Annotated in this window: 13 protein-coding genes; 5 read left to right on the forward strand and 8 right to left on the reverse strand. The window is 63.8% G+C overall.

All coding sequences use genetic code 11. The annotated features are described in order from the left end of the window. Nucleotides 1-127: 127 nt before the first annotated feature. From katG to mutS, 3 genes are all read right to left on the reverse strand, one after another. Nucleotides 128-2,395 (reverse strand): catalase/peroxidase HPI, encoded by a 2,268-nt coding sequence (gene katG, locus QFW77_RS14505; protein WP_280575483.1) that lies wholly within the window; start codon nucleotides 2,393-2,395, stop codon nucleotides 128-130. Nucleotides 2,396-2,535: 140 nt separating this feature from the next. Continuing rightward, a complete protein-coding gene (locus tag QFW77_RS14510; RefSeq protein WP_280575484.1) occupies nucleotides 2,536-5,847 on the reverse strand; it encodes an AAA family ATPase in 3,312 nt (1,103 codons plus the stop codon). A gap of 50 nt (nucleotides 5,848-5,897) precedes the next feature. Beyond that, entirely contained in the window at nucleotides 5,898-8,522 is a 2,625-nt protein-coding gene (mutS, locus tag QFW77_RS14515) for a DNA mismatch repair protein MutS (RefSeq protein WP_280575486.1), read from the reverse strand. A 144-nt stretch (nucleotides 8,523-8,666) separates the two neighbouring features. Between mutS and QFW77_RS14520 the strand changes: the two genes are divergently transcribed. The 4 genes from QFW77_RS14520 to QFW77_RS14535 all read left to right on the forward strand — a co-directional run bounded on the left by QFW77_RS14520 (nucleotide 8,667) and on the right by QFW77_RS14535 (nucleotide 13,329). After that, on the forward strand, nucleotides 8,667-10,160 hold the full coding sequence (locus QFW77_RS14520; protein ID WP_280575488.1) for a site-specific integrase: 1,494 nt from the start codon (nucleotides 8,667-8,669) through the stop codon (nucleotides 10,158-10,160). Between the two features lie 18 nt (nucleotides 10,161-10,178). Continuing rightward, nucleotides 10,179-11,195, forward strand: coding sequence for a hypothetical protein (locus QFW77_RS14525; protein ID WP_280575489.1), 1,017 nt, complete (start codon nucleotides 10,179-10,181; stop codon nucleotides 11,193-11,195). Nucleotides 11,196-11,554: 359 nt separating this feature from the next. Further along, nucleotides 11,555-12,115, forward strand: a complete 561-nt coding sequence (locus tag QFW77_RS14530; RefSeq protein ID WP_280575490.1) for a helix-turn-helix transcriptional regulator — start codon at nucleotides 11,555-11,557, stop codon at nucleotides 12,113-12,115. Nucleotides 12,116-12,141: 26 nt separating this feature from the next. Continuing rightward, complete coding sequence (locus QFW77_RS14535) at nucleotides 12,142-13,329, forward strand: phospholipase D-like domain-containing protein (protein WP_280575491.1); 1,188 nt, start codon at nucleotides 12,142-12,144, stop codon at nucleotides 13,327-13,329. A gap of 73 nt (nucleotides 13,330-13,402) precedes the next feature. Here the strand turns inward: QFW77_RS14535 and QFW77_RS14540 are convergent, their stop codons facing one another. The 5 genes from QFW77_RS14540 to QFW77_RS14560 form a co-directional block, all read right to left on the reverse strand. Then, a complete protein-coding gene (locus QFW77_RS14540; RefSeq protein ID WP_280575492.1) occupies nucleotides 13,403-14,080 on the reverse strand; it encodes a DUF6988 family protein in 678 nt (225 codons plus the stop codon). A gap of 126 nt (nucleotides 14,081-14,206) precedes the next feature. Then, a complete protein-coding gene (locus QFW77_RS14545; RefSeq protein WP_280575493.1) occupies nucleotides 14,207-15,187 on the reverse strand; it encodes a hypothetical protein in 981 nt (326 codons plus the stop codon). Between the two features lie 320 nt (nucleotides 15,188-15,507). Further along, on the reverse strand, nucleotides 15,508-18,456 hold the full coding sequence (locus tag QFW77_RS14550; protein WP_331487961.1) for a UvrD-helicase domain-containing protein: 2,949 nt from the start codon (nucleotides 18,454-18,456) through the stop codon (nucleotides 15,508-15,510). Nucleotides 18,457-18,733: 277 nt separating this feature from the next. Next, on the reverse strand, nucleotides 18,734-20,299 hold the full coding sequence (locus QFW77_RS14555; protein ID WP_280575494.1) for a DUF4365 domain-containing protein: 1,566 nt from the start codon (nucleotides 20,297-20,299) through the stop codon (nucleotides 18,734-18,736). Nucleotides 20,300-20,358: 59 nt separating this feature from the next. Beyond that, nucleotides 20,359-21,117, reverse strand: coding sequence for an abortive infection family protein (locus QFW77_RS14560; protein WP_280575495.1), 759 nt, complete (start codon nucleotides 21,115-21,117; stop codon nucleotides 20,359-20,361). Nucleotides 21,118-21,244: 127 nt separating this feature from the next. Between QFW77_RS14560 and QFW77_RS14565 the strand changes: the two genes are divergently transcribed. Beyond that, a complete protein-coding gene (locus QFW77_RS14565; protein ID WP_280575496.1) occupies nucleotides 21,245-26,833 on the forward strand; it encodes a DUF3320 domain-containing protein in 5,589 nt (1,862 codons plus the stop codon). Nucleotides 26,834-26,836 lie beyond the last annotated feature (3 nt).

The following is a 26,836-nucleotide window of genomic DNA, read 5'->3' on the forward strand; positions in this document are numbered from 1 at the left end:
CCCCTGTTGGAGCGTGCCATGCCTGTAGGAGCGTGCCATGCACGCGAAGGCCGGCGTGGTCGGCCGTGCCCGGATTCCCCAGCCAACCGGCCGGAGGAACCCGCGCCCTACGCGGCCATGGGCCGCGCTACGGCGAACCGGTGGCGAGGTCGAAGCGATCCAGCGCCATCACCTTGGCCCAGGCGGCGACGAAATCGCCCACCAGCTTCGCCTGGCCGTCGTCGCTGGCGTAGACCTCGGCCAGGGCGCGCAGCACCGAGTTGGAGCCGAACACCAGGTCGACCCGGCTTGCGGTCCACTTCTTCGCGCCGTCGCCACGGGCCCGGCCCTCGAAACGATCCGCCGCCTTCGACGTCGCCTTCCACTCGGTGCCCATGTCGAGCAGGTTGCGGAAGAAGTCGTTGCTCAGCGTTCCCGGGCGGTCGGTGAACACGCCGTCCGTCGACCCGCCGTGGTTGGCGCCGAGCACGCGCAGCCCGCCGACCAGGGCGGTCATCTCCGGCGCGGTCAGGGTCAGCAACTGGGCGCGGTCCACCAACAGATGTTCGGCCGGGACCGCCGACGCGCCCCTGGCGTAGTTGCGGAAGCCGTCGGCGAACGGCTCCATCACCGCGAACGACTCGACATCGGTCTGGTCCTGGCGGGCATCGGTGCGGCCGGGATGGAACGGCACCTCGACCTCGAAGCCGGCGGCCTTCGCCGCCTGCTCCACGCCGACGCCACCGGCCAGCACGATCAGGTCGGCCAGCGAGATCTTCCGGCCGCCTTCGGCGTCCAGGTTGAACTCCATCTGGATGCGCTCCAGCGTCTTGAGCGTCCTGGCCAGCCGTTCGGGCTGGTTGACCTCCCAGTCCTTCTGCGGCGCCAGGCGGATGCGCGCACCGTTGGCGCCGCCGCGCTTGTCGCCGCCGCGGAAGGTGGAGGCCGAGGCCCAGGCGGTGGAGACCAGTTCGGCCACCGACAGGCCGGAATCGGCGATCTTCCGCTTGAGCGCGGCGATCTCCGCATCCCCGACCAGGGGATGGTCGACGGCCGGGACCGGGTCCTGCCAGATCAGCTCTTCTTTCGGCACTTCCGGGCCGAGGTAGCGCGAGCGCGGGCCCATGTCGCGGTGGGTCAGCTTGAACCAGGCGCGGGCGAAGGCCTCGGCGAACGCCTGCGGGTTCTCCAGGAAGCGTTTCGAGATCGGCCCGTAGATCGGGTCGAAGCGCAGCGACAGGTCGGTGGTGAGCATGCGCGGGCGGTGCTTCCTGCCGGGGTCGTGCGCATCGGGGATGCCCTCGGGCGCGCCCTTCGCCACCCACTGGTGCGCGCCGGCCGGGGACTTCTCCAGCTCCCATTCGAAGCCGAACAGGTTCTCGAAGAACTTGTTGCTCCACAGCGCCGGGGTCTGGGTCCAGGTGACCTCCAGGCCGGAAGTGATGGTGTCGCCGCCCTTGCCGGTGCCGTAGCGGTTGAACCAGCCCAGGCCCTGCATCTCGATCTCCGCGGCTTCCGGCTCGGCGCCGACGTTGTCGGCCGGGCCGGCGCCGTGGGTCTTGCCGAAGCTGTGGCCGCCGGCGATCAGCGCCACGGTCTCCTCGTCGTCCATGGCCATCCGCCCGAAGGTGTCGCGGATGTCCTTCGCGGCCAGCAGCGGATCGGGGTTGCCGTCCGGCCCTTCCGGGTTCACGTAGATCAGCCCCATCTGCACCGCGGCCAGCGGATTCTCGAGCCTGCGCGTATGCACGTCGCCGTCGGCGTCGTCGTCCGACACCAGCACGCCCTCGTCGGCGGGCTTGTCGACGCCCTCGGAGCCATGCGCATAGCGCACGTCGCCGCCGAGCCAGGTGGTCTCGCGGCCCCAGTACACGTCCAGGTCCGGTTCCCAGGTGTCCTCGCGGCCGGCGCCGAAGCCGAAGGTGCGAAAGCCCATCGTCTCCAGCGCGACGTTGCCGGTGAGGATGATCAGGTCGGCCCAGGAAATCGCCTGGCCGTACTTGCGCTTGATCGGCCAGAGCAGCCGGCGCGCCTTGTCCAGGCTGACGTTGTCCGGCCAGCTGTTGAGCGGGGCGAAGCGCTGCTGGCCGCGGCCGCCGCCGCCGCGGCCGTCGCCGATGCGGTAGGTACCGGCGCTGTGCCAGGCCATGCGTACGAACAGGCCGCCGTAGTGGCCGAAGTCCGCCGGCCACCACTCCTGCGAATCGGTCATCAGATCGCGCAGGTCCTTCTTCAGCGCGTGGTAGTCGAGCTTGGCGAACGCCTCGGCGTAATCGAAGCCTTCGCCGAGGGGGTTGGAGCGGTTCGAATGCTGGCTCAGCAGGTCCAGCCGCAGCTGGGTGGGCCACCACTCGCGATTGGTGGTGCCGCCGCCGGCGGTGGCGTGATGGAACGGGCACTTGGCTTCGCTGGACATCGCTGGAGCGCTCCCTGGGTGGTGGTGCGGGGGATGAAGCCCCACCCTACGCCTCCGCGATAAATAGATGAAATCGAATTAAGCGAAAGAGAGAATAGTTGGAGGCTATCGATCCGGGTCTACGACGCGATCACCGGCCCCTAGCGCATGATGTCGAAATCGCCCGCCAGCACGCGATCGAGCCGGCCGCTGCGCCAGCCGCGCCTGTTGTCCCGGACCAGCGGCGCGGGTTCGCCCCGGTAGCGGCGGCAGATCGGCGGCGGGGCGGCCGCCAGTGGATCCTCCGGCGCCCCATCCGCACCACCGGGGCTGGCCGGCGTCACCGTCACCTGCACCGCCAGACGCTCGGTGCCGCCGCGCTCGTCGTCGATCTCCAGCACGTGCAGGCCGGCCTCCGCCGCGAGTAGCCGGTAGGCAGCGAACCCGGAGACCGCAAGCCGCGCACGGCAGCGCTGCGCATCCTGCTCGACGACCTCGATCTGCATGCCGCGCCGCTCCCCCCAGCCCAGGTACATGCCCAGCAGGCGCTGCCACCACCGGCGGATTGTCGGGGCCCGGCGCGCGAGCTCCGCGTCGCTCGCACCCAAGGCGAGTTCGGCATCCTGCGGGCGCCCCTGCTCGAGGTCCTCGACTGCGAACTCCAGCAGGAACAGCAGCTGCGCCAGCCGCGCCGGAAGCGTGCCTTCGGCGCCACGGCGCAGCCGCTCGAGCATGCGCGCCGCGCCGGCGAGGGCGGTTTCGATGCGGTCGCGCCGCTCGATCCGGTCGAGCACCCCGAACCGGCCCGGATCGGCCCAGAAACCGGCATCGTTCATCGCTGCGAAGTCCGCTTCGCGGGCGGCGGCCCACGGCTCCGCCGAGAGGCGGGCCGCCAGCGCCTCGACGTGCGGTTCCAGGGCGGCGGCAGGCAGCGGCGCGTCCTGGGCCGCGTCCACCAGCGTGCGCAGGTCCGCCGCCGGAGCGGGCGGCGGTGCCTGGGCGGCGGAGGCGTCGGGATCGATGAACTCCACGTCCAGCCGGTCGCCGGCGCCGCGCACGAACAGGAACTGCCCGCCCTCCGGAGCGCGGTGCTCGACGATGCTGCGCGCCAGCGGTGCCAGCAGGTGATCCTCGATCGCGCGGCGCAGCGGCCGCGCGCCGAGATCCGGGGTGAAGCCGCGGTCGAGCAGGAACTCGATCGCGGACGGCTCCCATTCCACCGCCCAGTCGCGGCTGCGCAGGCCGCGGCGCTCCAGGGCGCGCGCGAGTTCCTTGTGCAGAATGCCGCGCATCGCCGCGCGGTCGAGAGGGCGGAACAGGACTACCCGGTCGAGCCGGTTGAGGAACTCGCGGCGGAATGTTTCGTAGAGCGCCTTCTCCACTGCGCTGCGCGAGTAACCGCCGGTGCTGGCGGTGAAGCCGGGCCCGGCGCCGCGGGCGATGGTGGAGCCGACGTTGCTGGTGAGGATGATGATGCTGTGGCGGAAATCGGCGGTGTTGCCGTGCTGGTCGCCCAGGCGCCCATCGTCGAACACCTGCAGGAACAGGTCCCAGACGTTCGGGTGCGCCTTCTCGAACTCGTCCAGCAGCACCACCGAGAACGGCTGCTCGCGGATTCGCGAAACCAGCGAGCGCGCGCCGCCCTGTTCGCCGCGGCCGCCGGCGGTCAGGCGGTGGGCCGAGTCGGGCGCCTGGAACTCGCTCATGTCCAGCCTGAGCAGCCGCTCGTCGCTGCCGAACAGGAGCTCGCCCAGCGCCTTGGCCAGCTCGGTCTTGCCGGTGCCGGTGGGGCCGGCGAACAGGAACACCCCGATCGGGCGGCGGCTGTCGGTGAGGCCGGCCTTGAGCATGGCGATGCGGTCCACGAGGCATTCGACGGCCTCGTCCTGGCCGACCACGCGCCTGCGGAAGAACTCGCGCAGGCCGTCGAGCGAGAGCCGCTGGCGCTGGTCGATCACCTCCATCGGCATGCCGCTGCGCTGGCCGACCGCGAGCAGCAGCGTGTTGCCGTCGATCGGCAGCGCCGGTGGTTCCTGCTGGCGCGCCAGTGCGAGCGCGTCGTCGAGCAGGCGCAGGCTGCGCCCGGGTTCGTGCTGGTCCGGGAAATACTGCGCGGCGATGCGCAGCGCCTCGGCCAGCGCGCCGGCATCGATCGCGTCCTGCCCGCAGAGCGCCCGCGCGGACCGCGCCCACTGCCCGGCGATGTCGGCCAGCGCCGCCTCGCTGGCCGGGGCCAGCGGGTGAACGTCGAACAGCCTCGCCACCGCCGGCCGCGAGAGCAGCAGCTGCGCCTGCTGCCGGGGCGTGATCTCGCCGGCCAGCAGCAGTTCGCCGCGCTCGATCGCGGGAAGCAGCAGGTCGAGGATTCCGCGCGGATCGTTGGCGTGGCTGCCCTTGTGCAGCAGATCGAAGAAGTCGGGCACCCGCCACAGCGCGCGCGGGCGCTGCAGCACCTCGAGCATGCCGCGCAGCCGCCCCTCGAGCTCTCCAATGTATTTCTGCCCTGCCAGCACGTCGGCCGCGGACGCCTCGAACACCAGCCAGCCGTCCTGTTGCAGACGCGTGCACAGCAGATCCAGCAGGACGGACTTGCCGACCCCCGGCTCGCCGGCGAGCAGCTGCGGGCGGGGAGCCGGCTCGCTGAAGCGCGCATGCAGCTCGTCGATCGCTTCGCGCAGCGCATCGTGCTCGAAGCGGGGCGCCGCCGGCGCACGCGCACCCAGCCGGCCGATACCGCCGAGGACGCGGCGCTCGCGGTGCGCGGCCAGCGCGGCGGTGACCGCGTCGATCGATGGCTGCAGCACCGGCTCGCGGAAGCGCTCGAGCGTGGTCTTGATCTCCTCGAGCCGCGGCTCTTCCGCATCCGAGGGCACGGAGGGCGCGGCGCCGCCCGCCGGCAACGCGGCCGCACGGCGCAGGTAGCGGCGAAGATCGTCGCGGATCCCGCCGTAGTCCCACCACCACTCGCGCGCGGCCATCGCGACCTCGGGCAGCGTCGAGGCGTCGGCCAGCGTCTGAAGGTAGTCGAGTACGAAATGCAGGGCATAGGCGCCCAGCTGCGGGATCGATGCGGCGACGGCGCGCGGGTCGATATCGTCGCGCTGGCGCAGCGCGGCGCCGGCCATCGACGGCAGCACGTAACCCGGACCGGCGAGGCATTCGAGCACGCGTCCGGCGCTGAAGCCTGCGCCGGCCAGCAGGGCGACACCCGCGTTGAACGGCTCCAGCTGCTGCAGGTCGGCGGGCCGCTGGATCGCTTCGTCGTCGGCTTCGATCGCGCGTTTGAGGGCCTGCACCCGATCCTCGGCCTCGGCGGGTGCCTGGGACGCCTCCGGAGGCGTCGCCGACGGATCGGGGCCGGGCGTCGCCATGCCCGGGCGCGTGCCGCCATCCGCTGCACGGGGGCGCCGGAGCCACGCGAACGTGGCCAACGCCCCCGCGCCCACGCCGACGGCGAAGAGCAGAAATTCCATGGACTTTCCCCGCGATGCCCGCGGGCAAGTCTAGACGAGGTCGCGCCGGCTCAGGCCAGGGCCTTGAGGCGGTACAGCGCCTCGAGCGCCTGCTTCGGCGTCAACTCGTCGGGATCGATGCCGGCCAGCGCGTCCAGCGCCGCCGAGGCCGGCGCGAACAGGCCGATCTGCTGCGGTGCGTCCAGCGCCTGCGGGCGCATCGCCGCGGCCTGGGTTTCGCGGCCGCGCTGCTCCAGTTCTGCGAGGCGGCCGCGGGCGTCGGCCACCACCGCCTTCGGCAGCCCGGCCAGCGCCGCCACCTGCAGCCCGAAGCTGCGGTCGGCGGGGCCGTCCTTGACCGCGTGCATGAACACCAGCGTCTCGGCGCCTGCCTGGTCGCGGTGTTCCACCGCGTCCAGGTGCACGTTGGCGATGCCGCTGCCGGGCGCGGCCAGCGCGGTCAGCTCGAAATAATGGGTGGCGAACAGGGTGTAGCTGCGGTTGGCCTGCGCCAGGTGGCGGGCGCAGGCCTCGGCCAGCGCCAGCCCGTCGTAGGTCGACGTGCCGCGGCCGATCTCGTCCATCAGCACCAGTGACTGCTCGGTGGCGTGGTGAAGGATGTAACTGGTCTCGGCCATCTCGACCATGAAGGTCGACTGGCCCTTGGCCAGGTCGTCGCCGGCGCCTATGCGGGTCAGGATGCGGTCGATCGGCCCGATCGCCGCGCGCGCCGCGGGCACGAAGCTGCCGATGTGCGCAAGCAGCACGATCAGCGCGTTCTGGCGCATGTAGGTGCTCTTGCCGCCCATGTTCGGACCGGTGATGACCAGCATGCGGCGACCGACGTGGTCGGGGGCGCAGTCCAGCACCAGGTCGTTCGGCTCGAACGGCTCGTCGCGCACCGCCTCCACCACCGGGTGGCGGCCGCGCTCGATGCGCAGGCCGGGGTCGGCCGACAGCTCCGGCCGCGACCAGTCCAGCGCCTGCGCGCGCTCGGCGAACGCGGCCAGCACGTCGAGCTCGCTGAGCGCCGCGGCACAGCGCCGCAGCGGTTCCAGGCGCGCGCCCAGCGCATCGAGCAGCTGTTCGTAGAGCAGCCGCTCGCGGGCCAGCGCGCGCTCGCGGGCCGAGAGCACCTTGTCCTCGAATTCCTTGAGTTCGGCGGTGATGTAGCGCTCGGCGTTGGCCAGCGTCTGGCGCCGCGTGTAGCGCTCGGGCGCCTTGCCCGCGTGGACCTTGCTGATCTCGATGTAGTACCCGTGGACGCGGTTGTAGCCGAGTTTGAGAGTGGGAATGCCGCTGGCCTCGCGCTCGCGCGCCTCGAGGGACACCAGGAACCCGTCCGCGTTGGCGCTCAGCGCGCGCAGTTCGTCTAGCTCCGCATCGTGGCCGTCTGCGAATACGCCGCCGTCGCGCGCCAGCACCGGCGGCTGCTCCACCAGCGCGGTGGCCAGCAGATGCGCCTCGGCGGCGTGCTCGCCCAGGCTGTCCGCCAGGGCCTGCAGCCGGGGCGAATCCAGCGGCGCCAGCAGCGCGCGCAGCTCCGGCAGCATCGCCAGGCCGTCGCGCAGGGTCGACAGGTCGCGCGGCCGCGCCGAGCGCAGCGCGATGCGCGAAAGGATCCGCTCGAGATCGCCGATGCCTCGGAAGTGTTCGCGCAGTCCGGTGTCGGCGCCGCGGTCGACGAAGGTGGCGACCGCATGGTGCCGTTCGCCCAGCACCTTGCGGTCGCGCAGCGGGCGGTGCAGCCAGCGTCGCAGCAGGCGTCCGCCCATCGGAGTGATGGTGCTGTCGAGCACCCCGAGCAGGGTGTTGCGGGTGTCGCCGTCGACCCGGGTGTCGAGTTCCAGGTGGCGGCGGGTGGCGGCGTTCATCGCGATCGCGCCGTCGCTGGTCTCCACCGCGACCGAGGTCAGGTGCGGCAGGCGCTGCTTCTGGGTTTCCTCGACGTAGCCGAGCAGGGCGGCAGCGGCGGCGACCGCCAGCGGCCGGCCCTCCAGGCCGAAGCCGGACAGGTCGTGCAGGCCGAAGAACTGCAGCAGCTGGCGGCGGCCGGTGTCGGCGTCGAACAGCCAAGGCGCACGGCGGCGCAGGCCGCTGCGCGCGGCCAGGAAGGCGGGCCAGCCCTCTTCGTCGGGAAGCAGAAGCTCGGCCGGCTCCAGCCGCGAGAGCTCGGCCTCCAGCTGGTCGTCGTTGCTCACCTCGTTGACCAGGAAGCGCCCCCCAGCCAGGTCCGCCCAGGCCAGGCCATAGCCCTGCTTCGAACGCGCCAGCGCCAGCAGCAGGGTGTCGCGGCGCTCGTCCAGCAGGGCCTCGTCGGTCACCGTGCCGGGGGTGACGATGCGCACCACCTTGCGCTCGACCAGGCCCTTGCTGGCGGCGGGGTCGCCGATCTGCTCGCAGATCGCCACCGACTCGCCCAGCGCCACCAGCCGCGCCAGGTAGCCCTCGGCGGCGTGGTGCGGCACCCCGGCCATCGGGATCGGCGCGCCGCCGGAGGCGCCGCGCTGGGTCAGGACGATGTCGAGCAGCCGCGCCGCCCTGCGCGCGTCGTCGTAGAACAGCTCGTAGAAGTCGCCCATGCGGAAGAACAGCAGCACGTCCGGGTGCTCCGCCTTGGCGGCGAAGAACTGCTTCATTAGGGGCGTATGCTCAACTTGGCCTTTGTCCGAGCTGGGCTTCTGGCTTTTCTGCATCTGATTCAATGATTTATGAACTTCGCGTTCTGTGGAGTGCGGACAAGTATGGACAGGTGAAGCCAAGTAGAGACACGTCCACGTAGCTCCAGTGGTCCGCGTTACGGTAGATTCCGGTTTAGCGTCTTAATCGCGGAGCTACACATGGAAGGAAAGCAGTCCCGGAGGGTGGCCCTCACTGCCACCATGGTCAAGGAGCAGCTCTCGATTGCCCGCATCCCAGTGATCGGAGCTACGGGCAAGATCGTCAAGTTTGCCCCGAATGCCGAACAGAAGCGCTATGTCGTCTTCGACGCCCACCGAGACGCCCCGGTTGGCTTCGGGGTGGCGGTCAATCGCACCAGCATGAGCTACATCCTTCAGCGGCGGGTCGGTGCCCGGGTCATGAAGGCCACGATCGGCAACTGCAGGGACATCCCGCTGGCTAAGGCCAGGGAGGACGCCAAGGCAGCCCTGGAAGCGATGCGGAACACCGGCCGCACGCCTGCCGAAGCACGCGAGGTCTCCAAGGGCGAAATCCACGTTGCCAGCATGACGGTCGCTGAGTGCATAGCCCTGTATCGCAAGCACCTAGTCGAGCGTGCTCAGCCGGCCAAGGACAGCAGCTTGCGCGGCCTCGAGCAGGCGCTCCGGCGGTTGGGTAGGCCGGGAGTCGACCTGGCAAACCAGAAGGTCGGCGACCTGGTCACCGAGAAGCGGATCCTGGAAGCGTTCGACACGCTCGCCCGCGGCAAACGGGCCCTGGTGACGGGCACCAAGAGAGCCAACCCGGACACGAAGGCCTATGAGCGTCCCACCATCACGACCGCCGAACTGACCTTCCGCTGGGCGAGTAGGGCGGTTGACTACTGCATGACCCGGGAGCGCCGGATCGCTGCCAACGCCGGACGCGCGCCATCGCTACAAACCAACCCGTTCCAGGTTCTGCGCGATGAGGGGCGCTATCGAACCAAGAAGCAGCTGGAGGAACACTACGAGGCCACGGGCGCCCGGAACCCGCTACAGCTACGTGATGGGTCGCTGGGGCGCTTCTTGGAGGCACTATGGGAAAAGCGGAAGGTCCCCAACCACCGCACGGCGTGTGACTACCTGTTTTTGACGCTGCTGTGGGGCACCCGCAGAGGCGAGGCTGCTCCCCTGCGGTGGCGCCATCGGATCACGAAGGAGGAAGCGAGCGTGTGCTCCTGGGTGGATCTGGAGGCGGGTTGGGTCTCGTTCTTCGATACCAAGAATGGGACTACCCACACCCTGCCACTCGCACCGGCAGCCAGACGGATCCTGGTGCTACGGGAGGAGGCTTCGCAGGAGGCCGCTTCGCCTTGGGTGTTCCCTGCACGCAGCAGCAAGGCGACCCAAGGACATTACCTGGACAGCAAGGCAATCCTAGAAGGGCTCAAGAAGAATGGCGGGATCCAGGAGTTGCGCACTCACGACCTGAGGCGCACCTTTGCGACTGTGGCCGAAGAGATGACGTCATACGCAGTGGTGAAGAGGCTGCTCAACCATCGCGATCTGCGTGATGTGACGGGGCGGTATTCCAGGGTGGATGAAGACAGACTATTGGAGGAGTTGACGAGAGTGGAGAGCGCTATGCTTCGGTCAGCGCCGTATGTTGCGGTGGCTGCACTGCCTGTCTAGGAAGCTACTGGAGCAGTCATGAAACCGATCAAGGATCGATATGCGCGTCTATGGGAGGCGTCAATCGTTATTGCGCTGCGAGATATGCAGTGGAAGCTTCGGCTTCCTGCAGCCTTCCCCGAACCATACCTTCCAATTTCCGGGGGGCTGGAGAGAAGTGGCGCAGATGCCGCGCTACGTATAAAAGGCCGGTTGTTTTTCTTCGAGATCAAGGCGGATCGCTTCAAAATCAAAGAAGAGTGGAATAAGAAGAGGGGGAGTAGGAAATCAAAGCTCGCCTTTCGCTCAGCCAGAAAGGCCATGCTTCTCTATGGCACCGCAAAGATGCCTCCACATCTGCCCCGCACTTTGCACCAGTCGCTCCGCTGCCACCATTTCATCTATTGGTCGCCGACAACGCAGGGAAGGCCGCGGCGGGGCAACATTACTGTGGATCCGTATTTGCTAGCAACAATTCGGGAAAAGCTTGGGAACCTTCGTCGGACTCAAGCGGCAAGCAATGCCATCGTCAATGCTTATCAACTGGGCCTAGTTGCAGACGGACAATTTGCTGGCGATCTCTCAACGGCAAACGTCTTTTTCGCTCCAATGACGGAGTTGACTCTTGTGGGCGAGCAGAGGGCCGCCTTGGTGCGGACCGCGCCTGGTGGTGAGATGTTCTGGTCTCACTTGGGCCTAGAGTTGGACGAGTTCAAGCAGTATCTCCAGGCGCTCTTCGCCAGCCAGGGAAAGGTGAGCGAGAGAATAAATGCTGTCGTGATGTCGGCTGAAGGAGAGTTTTTTCAACACATCACTGATACATCGCAACTCGAAAACATATTCTTTCCGCGCCAAGAGGCGGAAATGTCCACGGATCAGGGGCGTGTAAAGCGGGAATTCGCAGCGATTGTTGATTCATCCAGGAGGCAGGGCGCTCTGCACGAAAACGCTCGCAGGATTAGTAAAGATACTCACTTGCGTGCCGACCCGGATGCAAACGTGGACGTCGAGGGTGGGGCTGCCCCCAATCGGCCGCGACCACGACGGCCCGTTTGACGTCTATCGGAAGGATCAGGTCTGGCGAGATCCGCCTCAAAGTCCGAGATGATCTCCATGATCGCGTTGCGGCCAATCGTAGGCGGTGAAAGGAACGAGTGCCACACTCTAGAGTATCTTTCGACAGCGTCATGAGCTCTAGCCTCTGCACACTCAGGCCCCATAGTCTGCAATGCACATAGGTAAGCGGTCAGCCAGATGCGATGCGCGTCGGCCCGACAGTTGATGGGGTCTCGATCTAGCATGAAGCAATCCACGTGCTCGGCGGCTCAACCTAGCTCAGAATGAGAAGCTGTCAAACGAGAACGCTTGTGGAGCAAAGAAAAAGGCGAGGCCGGATGCGTTTAACGAACGAACAATTGGACGAGGTCAGAGTTCGTTTGGCCCAGCGCCCGCCGGACACCGCATTCACCGCTTCCGAGGCGGCCATCTACACGGGTCGGAGCACGCGGACCCTCAAGCGGGCGATCGATGCTGGGGTAGGGCCCAAGCGAGAGAAGAACCCGGACATCTCTGGACTTGGGGCCACCAACCGCCACACACGTTACCGAAAGGCTGATCTGGACGCATGGCGGGAGAGCTTGGTCGCCTTCGCTACCGAGTTCAGGAGCTTCAGCGATTTGGCCTTGGACGCACCCTGGGTCATGGAAGACAGCAGGCTGGTTGGACATCTTATGGATCTGGGAAGCGCCGAGGCAGTGCTTGATACCTTGGACGCAGACGCTGTGGTCTTCCTGCGGTTGGACGAAGCTTTGTTGCGGGCCTGGAGCTCAGTAGATCTTCGACGGGGATACCAAGAGGTGTTCGAGGCAATCTGCGGTGAAATAGTGCAGACCACGGCTGCTGCCTTGCAACGCGACATCATGGAACATGATACCGGAGAGGTGTCTGAGAAGAACGCGCCGCCGGTGCGGCCTTAAAGTCGGGCCAGACTAGGAGCAGTCATTTGATAACGCGCATCATTGTTGCTCCTCAGATCCTCCTCGCCGCACTGGAGGATCTAGTCGACTGGTCCGAAGAGATCTGGATGGCGTTTGCTTGGGCGAGCTCCCAGGAGGGCAGGGCGGATCACTGGCGTGCACTAGATCTGGACAAGGTGCAGCGGGCAGTTATTGGCACCCAGTTCGCTCAGACAGAGCCGTGGGTGCTAAGCAAGTTGAACGAGAAGCCTGATCGTCTGCGTTTGATCATCGGTTCGATAGGAACATTCCATCCGAAGGTGATCCTTGGAGTGCGCCGAGATGAGGCTCGAGCGATCGTTGGCTCGGCCAACTTCACGACGGCAGCGTTCACAAAGAACACTGAAGTGTGCGTGCAGCTCGATGGGCGAAGATCGGATGAGCAATTTCAGCAGCTGCGCCACCTGATAGATCAACAGTATGACCGCGGCAAGGTTCTTGATAAGCGTTGGCTCGATGACTACACAGTGGCTTGGCGGGCCGCACGCCACCGCACAATCATCGTTCCGCAAGCGAGGCTGGAACTCGTTTCCATGACAAGTCTCGACATGCCCTGGCAAACCTACGTCGCAGTGATCGAAGCGCAGGAGAGACGATCGCTTTCGTCAGGGGTCAGGTTGAATGTCCGAGGAGATTACCCTTCATACTTCGTTGAGCTGGATCGAGCCAGAGAAATCTTCCGGGAACGAAAACCGTTCGCCGAGCTGACCCGCAATCAACGCAGCATGCTAATTGGGATCGGTAGCCAATCCAGTGGGCTAATCGGCGCTATGGGGGCAGCGCGTTACGCCAAGCAGATCGTTTATCAATCCCCAGAGAAGATAGGAGTTGCATTGGATCGGCTCCCCCTCAATGGGCGAGTTCAGCCCGCTCTCGTGACTAACATTCTTGAGCACCTAACATCGCTCAAGGGCGTGAAACTTGGGGTCGCGACGAGGCTCCTCGCCGTCAAGCGACCAGACCTGTTCGTTTCGGTCAACAACGGCAGCGGGCCACAGTTGACCACCCTGCTTGGTGGGCGGGTGATCCGCACACCGAAAGACTATCTCGATCTGCTCGCCGTGGTGTGGGGCACGGAGTGGCATCGATCGATCAGGCCTTCCAATGAAGAAGAAGCCGCGATTTGGAACCGTCGGGCTGCGCTGCTGGACGCAGCGCTGTATGAAAAGGTCTGACTCTAGCCGTGCCAGTCTTGTTCTGCCGCATCCTGGTCTTAAACATAGAGGACGAGTGAGCAGCAGCCCTAGACTACGTGCCGGCGGCAGGAGGGCTGGGCCTAGCCAGATCGAGATCGGGGGCAATGGCTACGACCTGCCGGTAGATGGGATCGACCCGGGCGGGCTCGTAGTGACCGCACACCCAACACATGCCCAACGCGGCGACCGCTGACATGCGTGCAGCGTTGTCGAGCAGGGCAACGATCGTGCCAGGATCAAAGTCGGGGTCCAAGTTCGGCCTGTGGCCATACACCGCTAAAGCCGCGCGGCCGCCGTGAGTGAAGGAATGATATAGATTCCATTCTTCTTGCGCGAAGCGAGAGAAAAATTCGGTGTTCTGGAAAGGCGGTTGGACATCGATAGCGGCGGCGACCTGAGTGAGCGACCCGCCAACAAAGGCGTCATCGTCTATCAATCGCGCCGCCTGTGCATCGCTGGCGCACAAGGTGAACCACCAGCCGCGCTGCAGGGTTTCATACATGGGTCGCACCAGTGCGAAAGCGCTGGCGGCCAGTTCTGTCTCGTGGTGGTTCACCAGCGACACAATAGACAGCGCGTGGTGGAAGGCGAGACCGAACTCCTGATAGCCGATGTGATGACGATCCGGAGCTGCTTCGGGAGGCATCGGCACTTGCATGGCCAATTCGGCCAGTCGGACTTGAAGCGCTTGGACTTGTTTCGCGTGATCGAGAATCGGGTTGCTGTTCATAACTGGCATATAGCACGACGCTATATCTCCAGCAATGCAGGTGATTGCCAACTTTCCTTCGCTTAGCCAGACGACCATAGCGCCGCGAGGCGCGATGTTGATTGGGTGCCTGCCAACGTCTAGTTGTTAGCCGCCCTGCTGCTGAACGCGCTTTCGCATGCGGTCAATAGCATCTTTGTAGTCCTTGGCTATCCCGCTGAGCAGCAGGTCCAGTGCAACCCAATTGCGCATATTCGGATAGATGGTCCCCAACCCCAGCGGTAATGCGGGGACCATGGCAGGCCCCAGGGTGTAGACGAAGTGTGGCGAGTTAGTCGTGGGCCACCGGGGGTCGACGTTCTGCAGGTGGTCCGTAACATCCACATGTTCGATGAAATGGACGCTGCGGAACTCGGACAAGTAGCGAAAGCCGATGTAGGAGGGTGGGATCACTGGCCATCCGCTCCGCCCACTTCCGCCCACCGGGTGGAAGTATTTCCCTTGCTTCACCACGACGTCGATCCAGGTCAGCGGGTCGGACGGCTGGACGCGCGAGCGGGCAAGCGAGACAACGTAGGCTCGCGAATCGAACACGTTTGAAGTCATAACGTATTCCTGAAGATGATAAGACAGCTGGGTGAGCCAAGTCCGGTCGACGGGGCTGCGGGTATTGTCGAGTGCCCGGTGGGCCATAGCCTGTAGGTCCGACCAGGAAAAGTGAGCCACCGGCACACCGGCCAAATCGGTAGGCAGGTGGCGCCGCGCCCACTGCTGATCGGCCGCGCTGACGGAGACCAGTGCCTTGGCTTGGGTGGGGGATTTCAGCAAACGCGGCACGTAGCGCTCCAGCTGGCCTAGTGTGGGCACCAGCCAGCCGAGCTTGGCCTCGAATATGGCATGGAGCGTCGTGCCCGAGGTCAACTCCAAGTCGGTGAACCCCCGGTCTTCCGCAAACACCTGACTTGCTACCACTACATCCAACGCGGGGTTGCATCCCAGGGCCTGCAGAACCTCGCGCCGCAGGGCTGGCACATGAGATAGGCACCAGCCCAGCGCAGCCGTGCCTGCATTCTCGTCGCACCCGGCCAGCCCAAAGCAGCTCGCGGGAGTGGTGTTTCGAATCTGCATAGCCCCTCGTTGTCCCTGTCCTTTGGCTCGGAGTCTACGGTGGGCGAACGATGCCCGCGCCTAGCTTTGGCGAATGGCGGCCAGCCAGCGAGCTGGACCGCTGCGTGGGCTGGCGCAGCGCGCCGGATTTGGGGCAGCACAGCGCAAGTCCTGTAAACAGTCAGTTGTCCGGTTGGCTCGTCTGCTTGCCCTTCTAGGGTGGGGCGTGCGCAGCTGCGAGCGCTTCGACCTCCGGATAGCCGATGATGGCGCGCCGGAGTCCTTAGGCGTTCTGCAGCTAGGTGTGAAACCAGGGTGGCTGCGGGAGTGGTCGAGGGGCTCTACCGCCGCGCCCGCCCGCCGCGTCCCTTCGGGCGACCAGGAAGGCTCTCCCTCCATCGGCAGCCTTGCTTGTAGCGACTGCACCCCAGGAACGGCCCGAACTTTCCCGTTTTTCTCACGACCCGGCCTTCCTTGCACTGGGGGCATGGCCGTGCGCCCGCCTGGTTAGGCTTCAGGCCCTCTTTAAAGTCGCATCTCGGGAAACGGCTGCAGCTGTGAAAGGCACCGTAGGGCCCATCTTTGACCACGACGATGCCCTTTCCACACGTAGGGCAAGGCTTGGGCATCTCCCAGCTACCCTCGTCCTCTGGTGTCGCTAGCTTGCCTCGCTTGTGCAGCTCAACCAGGAACTGCGACGGAGTCGTCTTGGTGGTGAACAGCCATGCCTCCTGGCGGGCTCGTGTCAGAGCCACGTAAAAGAGCCGGCGTTCCTCAGCAAAGGGAAACGGATCCGTCTCTGGCATGGCCAATGCCAGCACCGGGTCGTCCTCGATCTTGCATGGGAACCCCATCGTTCCCTCGACCAGGTTCAGCAGAAAGACGTAGTCGGCCTCTAGGCCCTTGGACTTGTGGACTGTGTCATAGGAGAGATCGATCCAGGGAGAGAACTCAGCCGCCCAGTGGCTTAGACCAGCCGGCCGGTCGCGCTGCCGATAGCGATTGAGCAACATGATCGTTGGCTTGCGATCCAAGGGCCAGCTTCCGGGCTGACTGAGCCGCCGAACCAGTTCTTTCAGCTTTTCATAGACCAGCGTAGGAAGCTGATCCTTTGTCTCGGCTGAGAACACCAGGATCGAGGGCCCCGTCCGCTGGTTTGTCGTGCGCACCTTCTTGGAGATCTGCGCTCGGTTTGCGCACACGAACTCGCTACTGGCGTCGCAAAGATCTTGCGGGCAACGGAACGTCGTAGTCAGCATGCGTCGCTCCGGCTCCGCGAACCACTGCTCGAAGTGCGACATGATGGAGATATCGGCCCCTGCAAAGCGGTTGATTGCTTGCCAATCGTCCCCCACCACACAAAGGTGAGAGGCGCCTTTGGCCGACCGTATCAATCCGCGAAGCAGGCGTGCGCGCGAGTTAGAGCTATCCTGGAACTCGTCGGCCAGCACGACCAGGTAAGGGCTGTCGAACTTGCCGGCCTCCAACAGATCTGCGGCTTGGTTGAGCATGTCGTCGAAGTCAATGTAGCCGCCGGCGTTGAGTCGCCGCTCCCACTCATCGGCGAGGCGCCGATAGATCGTCAGATACAGTCGCAGCCGTGCTTCGAACCCATGCTTTCCCTGGCGCTCAATGGCCTGTTCCAGGTCCGCATAGGTAAGCCGGTTCGCTTTGGCATGCTGCTGAAAGGTTCGAAAGGAGCGGGCGAGCGCTCGGCCTTCGATCTGGGGCTTTTGGTCGGGTCTGCGCGTCGGGTCGAGGTGCGGCTTTAGGCCGCGTTCTCTCAAGATGGTGATGAGCTTGTTGAGTGCAACGCCACTGCGAAGCTCGTGCGAGGTCGTTTCAATCAGCTGTGTGCCATTGCGGACATGTAGCTCCCGCTTCCATTTTGCGCTGGCCTCGTAGCCAGCCTCGAAGTGCTTCGGCGCCTTGCCTCGAGCATCCAGTGCGAAATGCTCATAGTAAAGATCAATGTCTGGGAAATAGAAGTCGGGCAGATACTGCCGATGGTCGATGTCAGCCGTAGGATGCTTATAGGGCGTCTCGTAGCTGTAGTTGATGCCGTGGTAGAAGAGCCAGTCTGCGATGGTGCGCTCTTCCTTGCTCTTGACGACCTCGCCTTGCGCAGTTCGATAGCCCCGCGTGCCAGTCGCACTGTCCCAGTCTTCGGGTTCGTCCGGCAGATCCCAGCGTCCGATGTCCTGCGCAAACACCAGTCGAAAGGACTCCCAGGCAGAAGCAAATTCCGCATCGCTGGCGCAAAGCGTCTCAGCAATGTCGACCATCTGGTGGACGTCCTGTCCCGAATGCTCCATCCAGGGAGCGAGGGTGGGCTTCTTCCCCGTCGCAAGGCGTATGACTTCCTTGCCAAAGGAGTGGAACGTCTTGGCCGTGACCTTATCGATACCGGGCGTAAGGGAAAGCCTTGCCTTGACGCGCTCGTCGAGCTCCGTGGAGGCATCGGTGTTGAATGCAAGAAGCAGGATCTGCTCCGGGGCGCAGATCCCGCGCTGTAGGGCATAGCCGGCCTTGGCAACCATCGTCGACGTCTTGCCAGACCCTGCCGCGGCGATCACTAGCTCATGGTCGTCAAAGCAGACCACGGCGTCGATCTGCTCTGGGGTCAGCGGGCTCTTCTCCACTGTGGCGAAGAAGTGATTGAGCTCCTGCTGCACCTGCTCACAGTGGCTAGCGTTGAAGCGGCCTCTTTGGATGGCGAGGAACTCAAGGGGCGACTTGGCGCCGTCTGCTTCTTCGACGTCCATCCATCCATACACCGGGTGGTGCGGCGCCGGGCAGCGCTGCAGTGCCCGCTTGCTTGCCGACTGAGACCACCAGCGTGTTCCTTCGGAGGTGGCTTCTGCCTCGGCTTCAAGCGCCCACTGCCTAAGCTTGACCGAGAATAGGGCTCGATCCGCTCGCTCCAGTTGAGCGAGGAGTGCTTCCTCCGGGCTTCTCAAGCCCCTTAGCAGTTCCTCATCGATATGAGGCGGAGGTGTGAAGGACTGGTGGGACAAGACCTGATGAAGCGACTTGCCCGCAATAGGGGAGGGAGGAGGTCCATTGGCCGCGAGCGCGGCAAGCACTTTCGAGGTATCCGCCCACTGGGAAGAGCTCGGCGCTACCAGGTCTCGAGATTTTTCGAACCACTCAGTGAAGAGCGCTAAGAACTTCGGCGATAGCGATGCGTTGATCGCGCGAGCGGTGGCTCGCTCGACGGCGTCCTGCATATGCACTGCGCGCGCATTAGGTATGCCGTCGAGCACGAGCTCACGATCATCGGCGAGCACGAACCGACATGACGTCCAAAAGTTGCCCTGAACTAGACCTATCTGACTCAGGTCAACCAGGTGCCCCGTAACGATTGGCTCCCCAGGGCGTTGAAGGGTGAAGGTGCTCCCAGTTAGCGCAAAGCGCCAACTGCTTGATCGGGTGAGAACCTTGCCTGGACGAGAGGGGGCCCAGGCCATGGGATAGGTGATCGTCATCCTTGCCAACCAATCGAAGCCGCGACGTTGAGGCGGCTATGCTTGCGTAGCATCTCATGCCTCTGGATCGGCGAGAAGGCTAGGCGGGCTTCCGGCGAATGAGTCCGTCCATTGGTGCATCCGGCTTATAGATGACCCAGGCATCCGCAGCCTCGGGATGGTGGACGCGAAAGTTGTTTGTATCAGGGATTCGCTCGATGACGTAGCCTGGCATGTCGATCTCGACCGGAAGAATTCCGAAATCCTGCCCAGACAACGTCATGACGATGTTTGTCGTAGCCACTAGTCCTTGCGGAGTCTTGCTAGGAGCCAGAGAAGCGGCATCCTCAATCAGAATTGAAACACTTCCGCCAGAAACGCGATGGCCTCGCAAAAGCTCATAGGCGAACTCGATCTCATTGGCCTCTTCTTGACTGATCTGATAGCCGAACGGAAGGCTATAGTCCAGGTTCAAAAATCTTGCTATGGCGTGGATCCGAGCCAACAGTTTGATGTGGTGCAGCCAGCCCAACATCTCGTTGCTTACTTCCTGTGGCCACAGCCTACTTCTTTTGCCATCGACGGCGAGCTCGAAGAACATCATTTTCTGTTGATACGCTTGGTCGGCCCACTCGCTCGCGTCACCGAGTTCCTTGAACTGTTGGATTGGCGCGGCGGTTAGTCTTTTCTCGCAGATGAAGAGCGTTGATCCACCAGCCAGACCGCCGTTCAATGCTTCGAGACGCACATCGATTCGAAATACATTGTTGCGCGCCTCGTTCGAGACTGCGATTCCAGTTCGCCCGAGATAGAAGTCGGCTGGAAGTGCGAGCTCCTGCGCCGTAATTGAGTATTCTCGCCCCGGATAGATGCGCACCCACGCGGGCCGAGGCTCTGCTTCGATAGTAAGCGTGCCGGTATGGGGGCGATCGACCCCAAGTGCGGTATACATTGGAGACCCGCTCATCTGGAAGTTGTCGACCTGGATGCTTCGCGGAAGTCCAAAGTTCAGCGCTTCGTCTAGGCGGGAGAGGTTCTCCGGCAGCGCTCTAGGTTGGAATGAAAAGTGAGCTTCTACGTTCTCTGAGTTTGCAAAGAGGCGGTGTTCTTCCGCCCCATCTCGAACGTTCACCCGGACGCGCAGTCTGGGGTCAAGCGCGTTTAGATAGTTCGCACGTTCTTCCGCCAAGGTCCCCAGGGCCCCGGGACGCGAGCTAGGCGGTGATAGGACCTGTTGAAGATAAACCTCGAACTGGTCACGGTCGGCTAGGGTGTAATCTGAACTCATGCGGACATGAGCAACTCCTTCACCTGAGAGGCGATGCGAATTCGTTTTGGCCCATTGTTGGACATGGATCCAGTAGAGATGGCCGTCTGGTGTCGCGCGAACCAAAAAGACGGGGTGCGGGTTTCGCACGTATTGGCGCAATCTTGCTCTGCCCACTGGAGCCACAAGACTCGCTGATTTTCTCTTCTGCGTGGTCCCTTTCACTTGCACAAGGAAGCGAGCGCCCCCGTAGTGGGAAGTCTCTGGCTCAACGCAGAGGTCGTAGCCTGTATCGAGCCGGTCGCGACCGACCGTCCAGCCCCACTTCATGAATAGAAGGCTGACCTCATCCTCGGTGACGGCGCCAGTCTGTTGGTTCTCTGGGAAGTTCGGGGCCATGGGTGGTGGGTCATTGTCCGGGCAGGGAGAGGAGCTTCGTATCAATCTAGTTATACCTGCTAGGGCTCCTTAGACAGCTTTGCATCCAGATACTGGATCACGGTGCGGGTGGCATTGATCGCGAGCACCGCTTCATCGTGAGTGGCGAGCCGGCTGTTTGGATGTGCCAGGCTTCCTTGGTTGCGCAGGGGGTTTAGAGAGTCCACGACGTTGCTCAGGGACTGCAAGATGCGCGCAACAGCCTCGTTATGCTGCCCGCCATCCTGGAAGCACGGGTGCTGCTGGCGGAGTTGCTTGAGGAGGCTCGTCATCGTGGCCTGTTCGACTGTCTCAATACCGCAACGTAAGCATGCCGCCTTCAAGTAGGCATGTAGAGCGGTATGCACACGATCGAGTGCACTCACCGGGCCACGCTGCTCCAGGAGAGTAGCCGCATCCTGAAGGGCATGATGGACGAGCTCACTCGCCAGCGCCGGCGTGGGAGTGTCAACAGCGGCCGACTCAGTGCAGCGCTTGGCCAAGCTCAGGAGCGTCTTGTAGCTCTCTTCCGTCCGAAGCCTATCGCTACCAACTGGATACTTGTGGGCAATCCCTCGCAGGATCGCCGCTTGGTCCCGGGGCTGGGCGGAACTCAGGATTGCTAGGAACTTCTCGCGGGTGGTTCTGCCAGGAGAGCTGTCTGCGTCGATCTCCAGGTCGCAGTGAGCGGGGTAGAACTCCCGGTGTGTGCGGTAGCTGAAGTCCCCAAGGTAGCCCTCGGAAACACCGATGTAGGAATTGACGACCCAGTGGATCTCGCTGGTCTTGAGCCCTTTCATCCCGCATTCCGCCTGGCGGCGGCCCCCTGGCCTGGTTGGAATCCGACGACCGTTAGCTGCACTATACTGCCGGGGGCGGCGCGTGAGCCAAGCCCGGGCTGCGAGGACGCGCCCAAGGGGGTGAGAAATGCCGGAGGCAACATCCGCGGTGACGTCAGAGGCGTCGCCTTTCCGCGCTGCAGGTTCGCTGCAGGAGAAGATCGAGCAAGCCAGGCTTGAGCTGCTGGATCTATCGACGCGAAATCGGCTCCTGCATACGCCACGCTCTGGCCGCGCCAAGATCGTCGAGGTGGTCGACGAGCTGGCGAAGGCCATCTACCAGACCCTGGTCATCGATGGGAAGCGCTTCACCTTCGCGCCAGGCCGGCCCGACCCGGTGGAGGCGGGGCCACCCACTGAAGACTTCTCGGCGGCGATCGAAGCGGATCAAGAAGATGCGCCCGATCCTGAGCTTGTGGAACAGCCCGAAGTCGAGCTTGATGAGAGGGGCCGTGTTGCTACTCATTGGGACGGGCACCTCCAAACCCGGATGACCTCGGCAGGTCTGCAGAAGCGCCTGCTGGATTTGTATATCGACTCCAAGACACTGGAAGAAGAGCAGGGCGTGAACGTGCTCTTCCTGGCAGTGGGCTTCCTGAAGTGGAGAGCGCCGACAACTCCCAACGATGATCGCTTCGCGCCGCTAATCCTGGTGCCGGTCCGTTTGGAACGCAGCAACGCTGGAGAGAAGTTCCACCTGCGCTGGTCGGGCGACGACATCGAGTCGAACCTGTCGCTACAGCTGTATCTACATCGTCAATTCGGGATGAAGCTTCCCGACATCGGCGATTTCGAAGCGCTGGATGTCGATAGCTACTTCGAGCAAGTTGGCGAGCTGGTCCGGGAGCGGCCCAACTGGGGCGTCGTGGCCGATCACGCGGTGCTTGGCTTGTTCTCGTTTGCGAAGTTCATGATGTATCGCGACCTGGACCCGGAGCAGTGGCAGACACTAGGTGGGTTTGAATCTATTCCCACGCTGCGAGGGGTGGTTTCCGACGGCTTCCCCGGGGCATCGCTATCCGACGATGACGTCAATATTGACGCCATCATGTCTCCAAAGCAGATGATGCATGTTGTCGACTGCGACAGCTCCCAGTCGTTGGTCGTCTATGACGTGCAAGCTGGCAACAGTGTTCTTGTTCAAGGTCCGCCGGGGACAGGAAAATCCCAGACGATCGCCAACATCATCGCAACCGCGATTGCAGACGGGAAGCGGGTGCTGTTCGTCGCCGAGAAGATGGCCGCGCTGGAAGTCGTCAAGCGGCGCTTGGACAACATCGGCATCGGTGACGCGTGCCTGGAGCTCCATAGCAACAAAGCCAACAAGCGCATCCTCCTTGAGGAGCTGCGCAGAACCTGGGAGTTGGGCCGGCCATCTGTGCAAGATGGGCAGCCAGTCGTCGAGCAACTAACCGACGCTCGCGACGAACTCAACGCGCATGCCGAGCGTCTGCATCGCGAACTGGGTAACACCGGGCTGACCCCATACCAGGTCTTTGGCCACCTGGTTAGGTTGCGCCGTGAGGGCCACACCACCCGTCAGGTGAAGCTAGAGGGCCCCACCAAATGGGTGCCACACGAGGTCTCCAGTAGGGAAGATCTGCTCCGGGATCTTGCCGAGCGCATCGGGGGGATGGGACTGCCGGCGCAGCATCCGTGGACTGGAGTTGGCATTCGTGGGATGACGCCAAACGATCGGACGCGCGTGCTGCAATCGGTGGCCGCTGTGGCCAGAGAGTTGGGTGCGTGGCGAGCTGGGGCAGACGCCGTGATGGAGGTGCTTGAACTTTCGCCACTAAAGCAATTCGATGACATTAGCCGCGCCATCAAGCGCGCCGAAGCATTGATGGGCGCTCCTGCAATCGGCTCAGATGCGCTCGTTGCCGATGTCTGGGGAGAGATGGGCGCAGTAGATAACCTAGTTGAGCAGCTGAGCGTTGCTCAGGCGCACCGCGCCAAAGCGATCGAGGTCTCCGAGCCATCTGCGCTTGATGGAGACTGGAGCGAGACCCGTAGCACCCTGGGGGAGCTGGACGCGGGCTTCAAGCTCGCGGATGAGGTCTCCAGGCTGGCGGCCCTGCAATCCACCTTGAATCGCCTGCTACCGGACGCGACCCGTCTAGCACAGCTGCTGGGCGAGCGGGAGAAGCTTTCGCTCGAAAGCGTCATGCACTTGGCTGTTCTGGGCGAGCGGGCGGCCACCGTGCCCCAAATCGGGCGGGATGCACTGATCGCGAGTATCTGGGAACGCGGTGTCGATACGATCGAGGAGCTAATCGAGTCGGTCGAGCAGGTCCAGCGAGCCAAGACCAACCTTACCGGGGTCTTCCGTGACGCTGCATGGGACCAGGAGCTCGACGAGGCCCGGGGGCATCTGGCCGCGCTGAGCGGAAGCTGGTTGCGGTTCTTCAACGGCAAGTGGCGCCAAGCCAACCGCCAGGTGCGTGCGCAGCTTGTCTCCCCCAAGATGCCGGCTGACGAGGTGCTCACCCGCCTGGATGAGCTCACAAGTGCCCAGGCTGCCCAGCGCAAGATCGCCTTCCGCGACCGTGAGGGAACTGAGGCCTTTGGCAGCGAGTGGCAGCGCGAGCGCTCGGAGACCGCTTTCCTGCGGGGCGTGGTCTCCTGGATGCGCTCACTCCGCCCATTGGGAGCTGGCGTTCGGGAGCGCCTTGCAGACGTTGCCGACCGGACCCTGGCTGCTGAGTTGGCGAAGCGAATTCGCCCATTTATTGATGAGCTCAAGGCGGACTTGCTGCCCCTCAGCGAGCTCCTGATCGCGTCGGGGCGTCAGCCTTGGGGCGAGGAGACCATCGCCAAGCGGGTGCCCCTGACCGATGTGCAAACGAAGGCCGCTACCTGGAGTGCTGCCGCCGACCAATGTGCGCTGCTACTCGGCCGGGGAGATCTGGACGTGCAGGGTGCTCTGGACCACATCTCTCGTGTCACCAGGGCACAAAAGGAGTTGCGCAAGTTCGAGTTGATCCAGTGGCGAGGTGAAGCTGCTTTTGGTCCTCAGTGGGCCGGCATCGACACGGATATCGAGGCGCTCAACGCCATTGCAGCCTGGATGTATAAGAACGAGGAGCTTAGGTTCCTCGCGGCCTCCGTGGATGACCCAGCGGACTGGCGCGATGAGGCGAAGGGGCTAGAGGAGGCTGGCAAGCAGCTGGCACGAAGCCTGGCCGGCATCTTCGATAACTTGCACTTTGAAGGAAATAGCGAAGTGCCTGCGCGACCGGCTGACGCGCCTCTTGCCGCGGTGGCCACACTCCTCGAGCAGTGGAGGGCAAATCCAGAAGGCTTGCCGCAGTGGGTCGCCTACGTCGGCCGTGCTAAACAAGCGGAGGAAAAAGGCCTATCTGATCTGGTCAAACGGCTGGCCACGGGGGAGGTCCCTGCTGCAGCGGCTATCGGCACCTTCCAGCTTGCCTACTATGAAGCGGTGCTGGCGGCGATGACGGAGCGAGATCCCGAGCTATCAAAGTTCGACGGCGACCAACATTCGCAGACGGTCGCACGCTTCGCAAAGTTTGATTGGGAGCGCATGCAGCTGGCGCGCCACCAAGTGTTGACATCGCATCATGCCAAGATCCCCCAGCGCGGAGGCGCGACGGGACCAACTGCAGTTCTGATGGGCGAGATGGTCAAGCGTCGCAAGCACATGCCCATCCGCGAGCTGATGGGGCGGTGTCCCTCGGTGATTCAATTGCTCAAGCCGGTTTTCATGATGAGCCCGCTGTCGGTCGCCCAGTTCCTGCCGCCCGGGGCACTGGACTTCGACATGCTCGTGGTCGATGAGGCGAGCCAGGTGCAGCCGGTGGATGCCCTTGGCTCGGTCGCTCGTGCCAAGCAGCTGGTCATTGTCGGTGACGAGAAGCAGCTTCCGCCGACTCGCTTCTTTGAGAAGGTTTTGGGCGATGACGGGGGCAAGGACGAGGAGGGTGCTAGGGCTGCCGACATTGAAAGTGTGTTGGGGCTTTGTCGTGCTCGCGGCCTGCCTGAGCGGATGCTGCGTTGGCACTATCGCAGCCGCCACCAGTCGCTAATCGCCGTCTCCAACAGCCAGTTCTACGAGAACAAGCTGGTCATCGTGCCCAGCCCCTACACGAGCGAGGCCGGGATTGGATTGCGCTTCAACCATCTGCCCAACGCCGTCTACGACCGCGGCAACACCAGGACCAATCCAGAAGAGGCCAAGGCAGTTGCCCTGGCGGTCATCGAGCACGCAAGCCGGACCCCGAACCTGTCTCTGGGCGTAGCGACGTTCTCGGCTCAACAGCGGCGCGCCATCATCGATCACCTGGAGCTTTTGAGGCGCCAGCACCCGGAGACGGAAGGGTTCTTCAGTGGCCCGGCCGAGGAGCCATTCTTCGTCAAGAGCCTGGAGAACATCCAAGGCGACGAGCGCGATGTCATCTTCATTTCTGTCGGCTACGGGCGTGACGCGCACAACCACATGACGATGACCTTTGGACCCCTCAACAAGGACGGCGGCGAGCGGCGCTTGAACGTGCTAATCAGCCGCGCCAAGAGCCGGTGCGAGATTTTCTCGTCGATCACTGATGAAGATATCGACGTTGAACGCGCCAAGGGTCGTGGCACGGCGGCGTTCAAGCTGTTTCTTCACTATGCAAGAACAGGGAACCTCTCGATCGCGCGGGAGAAAAGCTCGCAGAGCCAAGGTGTGTTCAAGGAAGAAGTTGCGACAGCCCTTAGATCGCAAGGCATCGACGTGCACACCGACGTCGGTATCGCGGGTCTTTTCGTCGACATCGCCATCGCAGACCCGGAGCAGCCTGGACGCTATGTGCTGGGAGTCGAGTGCGATGGCGAATGGTATCGAGACTCTCGGAGTGCCCGAGACCGGGATCGCCTGCGCGAGGCTGCGCTGCGCGACAAGGGCTGGACGATCTATCGGATATGGAGTGCAGACTGGTTTCAGCGCCCTCAAAGCGAGTTGGAGAAGCTCCTGGATGCTATCAAGAACGCAATCGAGCACTCGGAAGAGGAAGTCATCTCCCCTGAGCCACGGCGTGCGGTTCCGGTCGATATCTATGCAGTGGAGCGCGGCGAGTTCGTCGACGTGGGCCTGACGGAGGCCGATGACGAGGCCGATGCTGTTCTCTATGAAGAAGCGTCGATCCAGGTGCCCAGAAGCAAGTATGAACTCCATATGGTGCCGGCCGGCATCATGGCTGAGATCGTCCGGGACATTGTTCAAGTCGAAGGCCCGGTGCACCAGGACGAGGTCGTGGCCCGGGTTAGGACTCTGTGGGGTCTGCAGCGCGCCGGAGGCCGGATCCAGGCGGCAGTCAGTGCCGGCGTCGCAACGGCACTTGGCCGGCGGATCATCGAGCGATCGCACTCGTCCTTTCTGTCCCTTCCCGATCAAGAAGTCAAGGTCCGAGATCGCACGGAGGTGGCATCGCTCACCCTGAGGCGTCCCGACTATCTGCCACCACAAGAGATCGACAAAGCGATCACCACGATCGTGCAGAGGAACCTAGGGGCCACCGTTGACGAGTTGGTGCTGCACATCTCGCGACAGCTGGGCTATCGCAGCACAAGCGCGCAGCTCCGGGCGCTCATTGAGGATCGGGTCAACGGCCTTCTGGAGGGTGGATCCTTAGAGGCCAACCAAGACTTCCTTACGCTGGCTTCTAGCAACGTCTAGCGA

It is taken from the genome of Luteimonas endophytica (genome assembly GCF_029887875.1).
In the GTDB taxonomy this organism is placed as follows: domain Bacteria; phylum Pseudomonadota; class Gammaproteobacteria; order Xanthomonadales; family Xanthomonadaceae; genus Luteimonas; species Luteimonas endophytica.

What these genes read in the sequence shown, in the direction of transcription:
- katG (WP_280575483.1), bottom strand. Translation starts at nt 2,395, where the DNA reads ATGTCCAGCGAAGCCAAGTGCCCGTTCCATCACGCCACCGCCGGCGGC.
- QFW77_RS14510 (WP_280575484.1), bottom strand. Translation starts at nt 5,847, where the DNA reads ATGGAATTTCTGCTCTTCGCCGTCGGCGTGGGCGCGGGGGCGTTGGCC.
- mutS (WP_280575486.1), bottom strand. Translation starts at nt 8,522, where the DNA reads ATGCAGAAAAGCCAGAAGCCCAGCTCGGACAAAGGCCAAGTTGAGCAT.
- QFW77_RS14520 (WP_280575488.1), top strand. Translation starts at nt 8,667, where the DNA reads ATGGAAGGAAAGCAGTCCCGGAGGGTGGCCCTCACTGCCACCATGGTC.
- QFW77_RS14525 (WP_280575489.1), top strand. Translation starts at nt 10,179, where the DNA reads ATGAAACCGATCAAGGATCGATATGCGCGTCTATGGGAGGCGTCAATC.
- QFW77_RS14540 (WP_280575492.1), bottom strand. Translation starts at nt 14,080, where the DNA reads ATGAACAGCAACCCGATTCTCGATCACGCGAAACAAGTCCAAGCGCTT.
- QFW77_RS14545 (WP_280575493.1), bottom strand. Translation starts at nt 15,187, where the DNA reads ATGCAGATTCGAAACACCACTCCCGCGAGCTGCTTTGGGCTGGCCGGG.
- QFW77_RS14555 (WP_280575494.1), bottom strand. Translation starts at nt 20,299, where the DNA reads ATGGCCCCGAACTTCCCAGAGAACCAACAGACTGGCGCCGTCACCGAG.
- QFW77_RS14560 (WP_280575495.1), bottom strand. Translation starts at nt 21,117, where the DNA reads ATGAAAGGGCTCAAGACCAGCGAGATCCACTGGGTCGTCAATTCCTAC.
- QFW77_RS14565 (WP_280575496.1), top strand. Translation starts at nt 21,245, where the DNA reads ATGCCGGAGGCAACATCCGCGGTGACGTCAGAGGCGTCGCCTTTCCGC.